We start from the raw sequence: 10,168 nt of genomic DNA, 5'->3' as shown, positions 1-10,168 counted from the left end.
CAATTTTTGCAAATGCTTTGCCAATAGCAAATCTTGCTAAGATTAAAGATATTTTTAAAGCCTTAGGAGGCGCAACGAGAGCTGTTGAAATGATTTATACTAACTATAAATACTATAGTTCAAAAAATAAAACAAAGAAAACATCACTAGATAATGCAATTACAGATATTGTTAATAAAAATAGCTTAGGAAATGAAGCAAAACAATTATTATTAGAATTCTTCGGTATTAACTCTGTGATTGGTGGCTGTAGCAACGTATTTAGTTATGAACTAAAAGTCGATAAAAATGATTTAAATTCTAAAATGTTTGTATAAAGAATATCATTTATATTTAGTGGTATAGTTTAAAATTGAGATTCAGATTGTAGACAAACTCTAAAAATTTCGAGTTTGTCTACAATCTTTTTCTTTTACAATGAAATGAAGTAAAGCTTTTAATTTCTACTACAAACTGATGCTTTTTGCAAACGGGGTCACTTTGCTTCCCTAGCTAATATTGCACCACTAGCGATACTTCTTGTAATTGCTTTTGGATTACCACTTTTTACTGCTTGATTTAAGTTTTTTAATTAAAAATACACTTTGAGAAAAAACAAAAAACCTTGATGCAGTAATGTCCACACTGTACCAAGGCTTATTTTCGTTGTCACAACATAATATATATTTATGAAAAATACACTTATATATTATGACCATATTAGTTATAATTCACATTTTTGTCCCGAATGAATAATTACTCAACCGTCACCGATTTAGCTAAGTTACGTGGTTTATCCACATCACAACGACGGTGGAGGGCCGCATAGTAGCTGATTAACTGTAATGGCACTACTGATACAAGTGGCGTTAGGTATTCGTGAACATGCGGAATGACTAAACGGTCTCCATCCTCATCGATACCAGCCATTGCAATAATACATGGATATGCACCACGCGCAGCGACTTCTTTCACATTACCACGGATGTTTAGCCCAACTGATGCCTGTGTAACAAGTGCAAATACTGGTGTACCTTCTTCAATTAAAGCAATTGTTCCGTGTTTAAGCTCACCGCCAGCAAATCCTTCTGCTTGGATGTAAGAGATTTCTTTTAGCTTTAAGGCCCCTTCAAGGCTCACATAGAAGTCCATATTACGGCCAATGAAGAATGCGTTACGCGCAATTTTTAAGTAGTCCTCTGCGATATCTTCTAATACTTCTTTTGAGTCAATCATTGTTTGGATACCGTTTGCGGCAATCGCAAGCTCTTGTTTTAAATCAAATTCTAAGCCTGTGCCATTTGCTTTTGCTGTTACGTATGCTGCTAAAGCAAGAACAGCAACTTGCGCCACATATGCTTTTGTAGAAGCTACCGCAATTTCTGGACCTGCATGTAATAATAATGTGTGGTCAGCTTCTCGTGATAGAGTTGAGCCAGGAACATTTGTAATCGTTAGTGTTGGGTAGCCAAGCTCTTTAATTTTTACTAGTACCTGACGGCTGTCTGCTGTTTCACCTGATTGTGTAATAAAGATAAATAAAGGTCTTTCTGAAAGTAATGGCATATTATAGCCAAATTCACTAGAAATATGAACTTCTACTGGAATACCAGCCATTTTTTCGAAATATTGTTTACCAATGAGACCTGCATGATAGCTTGTGCCCGCCGCAATAATATATAAACGATCTGCAGCTCGCAATGCTTCTAAGATTTCTGTATCTATTGTTAGATCGCCATTGTCACCCTCATACGCTTGAATAATTTTGCGAATGACAGTAGGCTGCTCATCCATTTCTTTTAACATATAATGAGGATATGTCCCCTTTTCAATGTCGCTCATATCAAGCTCTGCTGTATATGGTGCACGTTCAACTACAGAACCATCTAGTTTTGTAATTTCAACGCTAGCTTTGTGTACAATTACAACCTCTTTGTCGTGAAGCTCTACATATTGATCTGTCACTTGCAGCATAGCCATTGCATCTGAAGCAACAACATTGAAGCCTTCACCAATTCCAACTAAAAGTGGTGATTTATTTTTCGCTACAAAGATTGTATCTGCAGCTTCTGCATCTAATAATGCAAGTGCATATGAACCATGTAGTAAAGATAATGTTTTACGGAAAGCATCTGCTGTGCTTAAACCTTCCTTTACAAACAATTCTACTAATTGCACGATAACCTCTGTATCTGTATCAGATTTCATCGGAATGCCTTTTAAATACGTTTTTTGTAATAGATGATAGTTTTCAATTACCCCATTGTGCACAAGCGTAAATCGCCCTGATGCACTTTGATGCGGGTGAGCATTTAAACGATTTGGTACACCATGTGTTGCCCAACGTGTATGACCAATACCAATTTTAGCAGCAACATCTTCATCTACCGCTCCTCGTAAGTCTGCGATACGTCCTTTTTCTTTAAAAACAGTTACGCCTTCTTCATTACGTACTGCAATACCTGCTGAATCATAACCACGGTATTCTAGTTTCTCTAAGCCTTTTAATAAAATTTCCTTTGCATCTGATTCACCAATATATCCTACAATTCCACACATAAATTCTCGTCCTCCGATAATGTCAATTTAACGCAATGACAAAGTAGACCTCATCTATCGAATTTTTAGAATGGACAAGCATGCTTTATTTTTATATAAAATAAAACACTCCCGTACATGCAATCAAATCATTCAGCCATCTGAATGAGGCATTCGATATGTGAAGTTTTCTACTATTCATCTATTGCTTTACGATACCTTTTCCATTTCCTGTACATTCAATCGCTCAAATGCTTTCAAAATGAAAAATGACAATCGGGTATGTCGATCGGGAGGTATCCGCCGAATTTTCGATAAACCTCCACCTCGTCTGCTGAAGATCCATTTCGTCCAATTTCTTCAGCTCAGGCGCTATAATTGTTTTCCGATTTTACGCTCTCTTTCCTCCTTCTGCGTCCGTTAAAGAACAAGGTCGGACCTCGTCTTCAACTTCTCCATCATACTCAATCATATGCTATCCGTCAAACTTTCGTTATAAAAAATACCTAGTACTCTTGCTTTTTCGTGACAAATATGTAGACAAACAATTGTTAGTGGAGGCGGATCTGTAGAGTATGTGAGTGAAATGCTCAAAGAAGTTTTAAAGGAGATCGTATTAGAAAGCATTAATCGTTGCACAATGTATGGATATGAAATTGTCAAACAACGTACGATTATGGGCATTGAGGGTATAGCAGAAGGCATATTAATCTTGATCCAATCAAAAATGCTCTCATCATATTTCCCAAAAGATAGCAAAAGACACAAGCCCAAACAGCTTGTGCCCTTTTTATTATTTACGAGCTAATAAATTTACTATTTCTCTATTAAAGGCAGGTAGGTCATCTGGTGTTCTACTTGTTACTAGTTGCTTTTGACAGACGAATACTTCTTCATCGTGGAATTTTGCCCCTGCATTTTCTAAATCTACTTGAATGGATTTATAACCCGTGGCGTCACGACCATTTAGTGTTTTTGCCGTAATTAGTAGCTGCGGTCCATGACAAATGGCAAAGGTTGGCTTCATATCATCCATAAAGGATTTTACAAACGCCACTACTCGATCATCGGCACGTAAGATATCTGGAGAAAAACCACCAGGTATAAACAGTGCATCAAAATCAGTGGCCTTTACTTCATCAATGCCTTTATCAATTTTTACTGTTTCCCCATGTTTTCCTTTTACTACTTTTCCTGGCTCTGTATCAATTGTTACTAGCTGATGTCCAGCCGCTTCTAAAGCTTCCTTAGGACTTGTAAATTCACTATCCTCGAACATATCGGTAATAACTGTAGCAATTTTAGCCATATCTATCAAACACTCCTTGTTTATTGTGACTCCCTTTTACTGTTCCCCATCTTTTCTATTTCAAACATCCATTTCAAACAAGAAAAACTCGATTTCCTAAAAACGGAAATCGAGTTCGTGTTCTATATTTACTATTCTGTTAAGCCCATTTCTGCACGTACAACATCTGCAATACGCTCAACAAAACGCTCACAATCTGTTTCTGTAGCAGCTTCCACCATTACACGAACAAGTGGCTCAGTACCTGAAGGACGTACTAAGACACGGCCATTTCCTGCCATTTCCGCTTCTACCTCTGCAATCACAGCAGCCACTTTCGTATTTTCAGTCACTGCATGCTTGTCTGTTACGCGAACATTGACAAGACGCTGAGGATAGATTTTCATTTCAGCAGCAAGCTCTGATAGCTTCTTACCTGTTGCTTTCATAATGTCGACAAGCTGAATACCTGTTAGTAGACCATCACCTGTTGTATTAAAATCTAAGAAAACAATATGCCCTGATTGTTCGCCACCTAAATTGTAATCATTAGCACGCATTTCCTCTACAACATAACGATCTCCTACTGCCGTTTGTATACTTTGCATACCATTATCTTCGACAGCCTTATAGAAGCCCATATTGCTCATAACAGTTGAAACAATTGTTTGCTTCTTTAAACGACCAACTGCATTTAAATACTTTCCAATAATAAACATAATTTGATCGCCGTCAACAATTTTACCGTTTTCATCTACAGCAATTAAACGGTCACCGTCCCCATCAAATGCTAGACCAACATCTGCATTCTTTTCCAATACAAACTTAGCTAGTCCCTCAGGATGCGTTGAACCTACACCATCATTAATATTTAGACCAGTTGGAGAAGCGCCCATTGTAGAAATGTCAGCCTCTAGATCCGCAAAAAGATGCGTCGCTAATGAGGAGGTAGCACCATGTGCACAGTCTAATGCTACATGGATACCATCAAATTCTTCATCCACTGTTTGTTTTAAGTATTGAATATATTTTTGTCCACCCTCGAAATAGTCACTTACAGATCCTAAATCTGCCCCTATTGGACGTGGTAATGTATCCTCTTGAGCATCAAGTAAAACTTCAATTTCCTCTTCTTGTGCATCTGTTAGTTTAAAGCCATCTGGACCGAAGAATTTGATGCCATTGTCCGCTACTGGGTTATGCGAAGCTGAAATCATGACGCCTGCATCTGCGCTCATAATGCGAGTAAGGTATGCCACACCTGGTGTTGAAATAATTCCAAGACGCATTACTTCTACCCCAATTGATAAGAGACCAGCAACAAGTGCACCTTCCAGCATCTCGCCTGAAATACGTGTGTCACGACCAATTAAAACCTTAGGACGGTCAGTTGCATCCTTCGTTAACACATAGCCACCTATACGGCCAAGTTTAAATGCAAATTCCGGTGTTAGTTCACTATTGGCGACGCCACGGACGCCATCTGTTCCAAAATATTTACCCATTCTACTTATTCTCTCCTTCAATGCAAGACTGTGTCATATTCATCCATAGACACTTGTCCGCTTACTTTTGGAAAAGTCTGCTTTTGTTTATTCATTGGTAATTTTTAATAGTCCACTCAGTTAGTTTGTCTGGTGAATATATTGCGGTCTACCCACCAAAACAAACTCCGGTTAGATTTTTGATTTAGAATCAAAATAAAATTATAGTCAGATATTGTTTAAGAATCAATATCTTCCGTTTCATCGGTTGGCGTATTTTTATCAGTAGTAGTACTATCATCCTTCACATCAGTTTCTTCAGTAGGAGGTGGCGTTTCCTCTGTAGAAGCTGGTGTTTTCTGCTCTTCTTCCTTCTCTACTTTTGTAATATCTGCCTTCACTTTTATTTTCTTATCAGATATTTTTGTCACACCATCTGGTAATTTTACATCAATTTCATAAGTTTTTGACTCTGTAATTTTTGACAGGTCCACTGTTATTGGAATTTCTGTTAAACCATCAATAATCGATTTTCTGCCATATACTTTAATCATTTTTTGCGTAAACGTTAAAGAATTGATCGTTATATCTTCCAATGCTTGCCCTGTTTCCCTCAAAACAACCGGGAGTTCTCGACTATATTCCCCAATATCTACCTGAACATTAACAGTATCAGGTTCAATTGTCACATCAAGCTTATTTAAGTCTCGATCTAATACTTTTACTGCCGCGTCCTGAGAGAAGGATTGCTTCAAGCCTGGCTCTCCAGCAACAGTTGCTTTTACATAGCTGATGCTTTCAATAGCACTTTTTGCACCTGTCACGTAAACAGTTGGTGGATCAGCTACCATATCCTTTAAAATATACCCTTCTTCGATTAGTCGAGTATTCATCTCAGGGTCCACTCGGAACTCTTTCGTGACCTTTTCCTCAATATTTACATGAATAGTTGCAGGGTCTAATGTAACCTTTAACTTATCAGAAATATTTTCGTATTGTAGCTTTACATCATGCTCGCCAATCAATAGATTACTTAAATCAACAAATACTGAGAAATCCTTTGTTGCTCTTGTTTTTATAACAACAGGCATTGGCCCTTTTATCTTCACATCTACTGTTTCAGGTAAACCTGTTACAATCAGATTCTCATTATCATAATAAACATCTACTGGCACATCACGAATAATATCAGTCTGTTCAGTGGTGGTTGTTGTATTGATTGGAGATAGCTCGGTACGAACTGAGAAAAAAAGCAAAAATGCTAAAAATAGCGCGATGATTCTTAATACCCAAGGGCTATCCATCATTTTATCCATTCTTTTTCCCCCTCCAAGTTAACTTAGAGGCTGCATTTGACTCTTGTGCTGATCCGAACCACATTTTTCGTAATAGTGTCTCGAACTCCTCTAGAGAAAGATTACGATGGAGATTACCATTCAACGTAATACTAATGGCGCCTGTTTCCTCTGAGACAACGATTGTAATTGCATCCGTAACTTCACTTAACCCAAGCGCAGCACGGTGGCGTGTCCCTAACTCCTTTGAAATAAATGGACTTTCAGATAGAGGTAAATAACAAGCTGCCGCTGTAACTTTATCTCTTTGCATAATAACCGCCCCATCATGTAGTGGCGTATTCGGTATAAAGATATTAATGAGCAATTCTGAAGAAATTTCAGCATTTAGACCTATACCTGTTTCAATATATTCATTAAGACCTGTTTCTTTTTCAATTGAAATTAACGCACCTATTCGACGTTTTGCCATATAACTTACAGATTTTTTCATAGCCTCTATAAGCCTTGTTTGCTCCTCGTCTTCTTGACTAGATGATCGTTGGAAAAGTTTACCTCTACCAATTTGTTCTAAGCCTCGTCTGATTTCAGGTTGGAAGATGATAATAATCGCCAAGAAACCAAATTCAATGACCTGCTGTAACATCCAGCCTAATGTTTGTAACCCTAAAAGGTCTGTTGCAATTCGTGCAATAATAATGACGAAAATTCCCTTAAGTAATTGGACAGCCTTCGTACCTTTAATGAGGGTTAAGACCTTATAAACAACGTACCAAACGAGCAGTACATCGATGAAGTTAATAACAATATTCACAGGCGTTAAATCTGTGAAATGTTCAATAATTTGCACGTGGCATCCCCCATTTTTCATTACGAATCCATACACATTCAAGTATAGCACATTCTTATCAAATGTAACTTTTTTCAAATAAAAAGTCTACTCATAAGAGTAGACCTTTCAGCCTCTCACGTGCACTATTTTTTAGGACGTATAGAGTGTTATTTAGTTTCTTCCTTTTCATCAAATGTCATGGCTGATTTTACAGAGTTTTTAATTGTATACCATAACCATTCAAATACTTCGTCAATTTCTTCAATTCTCCCTGAAACTACTGCTGAAGATGCCATGTATTGCCCGTTTATGACTGTGACGTTACCATCAACTTCTCCTTCAACAACCAAATCGCCATTTTTCACCACAATATCGCCCTTTACAACTTCTCCTTCAGGTACGATAACCGTTTGACCATCCACAACTAAATTGGGCTGTTTGGTCACAGAGAAATGCTGGTCATCCATAAAACTACCGAGCAAGGTAGCACTCATAAATAAACAAAATACTGCTGCTGCCACAAAAAATGGATGTCGGCGTATCCATTTTTGTATGCCTACTCGACTTTTTGGTTTTGGTAAACGAGCCATTACTGCTGCTTCAAAATCCGGAGGCGCTGTAATATGGGAAGCACTCTTCACAAAGGCGATTGTTTCACTCAATTCATGCATCAACTGTTTACAATCATTACATGTATGCAAGTGTTGCTTTAACTCTTGCTCATGCTCACGACTAATGTCACCGTCTAAATAATCATGCATATAATCAATAATATGCTCTGGACAAGTATTCATGACGCTCCCCCTCCTACAGATTGTTTAACTGCTTACGTAATGCCTCACGTCCGCGGTGAATTCTCGTTTTCACCGTTCCAAGCGGCATATCTAAAATCTCGCTAATCTCTTGCAACGATAACTCTTCTATATATTTCAATACTATAACGGAACGGTATTTATCCGGCAAACGTCCAATTTCGTATTGAATGCGATCTTGCAGCTCCATTTGCTCTAACTGCTCCTCTGGTAGCTGGTCGTCAGCTGCGATTTGTGAATACATATCAAGCCCTTCTGTACCAGCTACTTCTGCATCTAAATAATAATCCGGTTTCTTTTTCCGAATACGATCTATACAGAGGTTTGTCGCTATGCGATAAAGCCACGTGGAAAACTTTCTTTTCTGATCAAAAGTATGCAAATTCATATATGCCCGAACAAAAGCTTCCTGAGCAATATCTTCAGATTCTTGTTTGTTACCTAACATTCGATAGCATACTTGGTACAGTTTGTGCTGATAGAGACTCACAATATCGGCAAATGCGTTTTGATCGCCTTTAAGCACTTGTTTTATTCTCTTATTTACTAACGCATCCATTGTGTTGACTTCTCCACCTTTACAACTGTCTTATACTATACGACCCATCGATAAGAAAAGTTTCGTTTTATTTCAATTATAGCAAAAGATTTTTATGCAATGTGGCAACAGGCAATTTTTTGAAAAATTTTCTTTAAACTAAAGTTTCTCCAAATAAAGATCCCATTAAAGCAACAGCTACATTTGCTGTTGTATTTTTCTCGTCTAATATCGGATTAACTTCTACAAACTCTGCTGAAGTTAACATTCCCGACTCTTGTAACATTTCCATCGCTAAATGACTTTCTCGATACGTAATCCCACCTGGCACTGGTGTTCCAACCCCTGGTGTATAAAGAGGGTCAAGTCCATCTAAATCCAGCGATAGGTGTAATCCATCTACATCTCGATCTTTTAAATAGGCAAGTGCATCTTCCATAACACGCGTCATGCCAAGTCGGTCAATTTCATGCATAGTGTATACTTTAATTCCCTGTTCACGAATCAAATCACGCTCACCAGGATCTACAGAACGAGCTCCGATAATAATAACGTTTTCTGGCTTAATTTTTGGCACATTAGTACGAATTTGAACTAAACGTTCATGCCCAAGCCCAATACTAACTGCTAAAGGCATCCCATGTATATTGCCTGAAGGTGTAGTTTCAGGTGTATTTAAATCTGCATGTGCATCATACCAAATAACACCTAGATTTTTATAATGTTCCCCTAATCCAGCAAGTGTCCCAATAGCAATACTATGGTCACCACCAAATACAAGTGGGAATTTTTTTTGTTCGACTACTTCATGTACGCTATTAGCTAAAGCCGTACTAACTTCTACTACTTCCTCTAAATTCAATAACTTTTCATCTACTGCCGCGTTTGCATGCTTTTGACTAACACGAATATCCCCTTGATCTTGTACCTCGTGTCCAATACTTGCTAAACGTTCAACAACGCCTGCATAACGAATAGCACTTGGTCCCATATCTACGCCTCGGCGTGTTTGTCCGTAATCTGTTGGTACTCCAATAATAGAAATATTAAGTTTATTCATGTTTTTATACCCCCTATAAGTTATAAGACTATTGTAAAGCCTACTTACCACTTGGCTCAACCCAACATAAATACGTATATTTATTCATTCTTAAATAGCATAAAAAAATCTCCTACTGTTTTCAGTAAGAGATTAGTTATCTGTATTTATTATATCACTTTTGAATATATTTTATTCTATAAAAGTGAGCCATGAAGGACTCGAACCTTCGACCCTCTGATTAAAAGTCAGATGCTCTACCAACTGAGCTAATGGCTCATAAAAGAAAAATGGCTGGGGTACTAGGATTCGAACCTAGGCATGACGGAATCAAAATCCGTTGCCTTACCGCTTGGCTATACC

At 37.8% G+C, this 10,168-nt stretch carries 9 protein-coding genes and 1 tRNA gene; 1 reads left to right on the top strand and 9 read right to left on the bottom strand.

Annotated elements, in window-relative coordinates; translation table 11 throughout:
• Nucleotides 1–317, top strand: a 317-nt coding sequence (locus KVT27_RS22440; RefSeq protein ID WP_483307974.1) for a hypothetical protein, incomplete at its 5' end; no start/stop codon positions are given.
• 418 nt (nucleotides 318–735) lie between these two features.
• Here KVT27_RS22440 and glmS read toward each other — a convergent pair.
• From glmS to KVT27_RS22395, 9 genes are all read right to left on the bottom strand, one after another.
• Nucleotides 736–2,538, bottom strand: coding sequence for a glutamine--fructose-6-phosphate transaminase (isomerizing) (gene glmS / locus KVT27_RS22435; protein ID WP_036121520.1), 1,803 nt, complete (start codon nucleotides 2,536–2,538; stop codon nucleotides 736–738).
• 772 nt (nucleotides 2,539–3,310) lie between these two features.
• On the bottom strand, nucleotides 3,311–3,826 hold the full coding sequence (locus KVT27_RS22430) for a type 1 glutamine amidotransferase domain-containing protein (RefSeq protein ID WP_208704961.1): 516 nt from the start codon (nucleotides 3,824–3,826) through the stop codon (nucleotides 3,311–3,313).
• A gap of 131 nt (nucleotides 3,827–3,957) precedes the next feature.
• Nucleotides 3,958–5,310 (bottom strand): phosphoglucosamine mutase, encoded by a 1,353-nt coding sequence (glmM, locus tag KVT27_RS22425; protein ID WP_036223764.1) that lies wholly within the window; start codon nucleotides 5,308–5,310, stop codon nucleotides 3,958–3,960.
• Between the two features lie 218 nt (nucleotides 5,311–5,528).
• Nucleotides 5,529–6,605 (bottom strand): CdaR family protein, encoded by a 1,077-nt coding sequence (locus tag KVT27_RS22420; protein WP_036148100.1) that lies wholly within the window; start codon nucleotides 6,603–6,605, stop codon nucleotides 5,529–5,531.
• Nucleotides 6,598–7,434, bottom strand: a complete 837-nt coding sequence (gene cdaA / locus KVT27_RS22415) for a diadenylate cyclase CdaA (protein ID WP_012296035.1) — start codon at nucleotides 7,432–7,434, stop codon at nucleotides 6,598–6,600. The genes KVT27_RS22420 and cdaA overlap by 8 nt, the downstream gene beginning before the upstream one ends.
• A gap of 149 nt (nucleotides 7,435–7,583) precedes the next feature.
• Nucleotides 7,584–8,210 carry an anti-sigma factor family protein gene (locus KVT27_RS22410; protein WP_036121528.1) on the bottom strand — a complete coding sequence of 209 codons (627 nt, stop codon included), beginning with the start codon at nucleotides 8,208–8,210 and terminating at the stop codon, nucleotides 7,584–7,586.
• Between the two features lie 13 nt (nucleotides 8,211–8,223).
• Nucleotides 8,224–8,787, bottom strand: a complete 564-nt coding sequence (sigW, locus tag KVT27_RS22405; RefSeq protein ID WP_004225410.1) for an RNA polymerase sigma factor SigW — start codon at nucleotides 8,785–8,787, stop codon at nucleotides 8,224–8,226.
• Between the two features lie 133 nt (nucleotides 8,788–8,920).
• Nucleotides 8,921–9,826 (bottom strand): arginase, encoded by a 906-nt coding sequence (rocF, locus tag KVT27_RS22400; RefSeq protein ID WP_036121531.1) that lies wholly within the window; start codon nucleotides 9,824–9,826, stop codon nucleotides 8,921–8,923.
• Nucleotides 9,827–10,011: 185 nt separating this feature from the next.
• Nucleotides 10,012–10,084: transfer RNA gene (locus tag KVT27_RS22395), tRNA-Lys, on the bottom strand.
• Nucleotides 10,085–10,168 lie beyond the last annotated feature (84 nt).

The sequence above is a fragment of the Lysinibacillus sp. GbtcB16 genome (assembly GCF_019091145.1).
Taxonomy (GTDB): Bacteria; Bacillota; Bacilli; order Bacillales_A; family Planococcaceae; genus Lysinibacillus; species Lysinibacillus fusiformis.
Note: the sequence above shows the minus strand (reverse complement) of the source record. Positions and strands in the feature narration are given on the sequence as shown.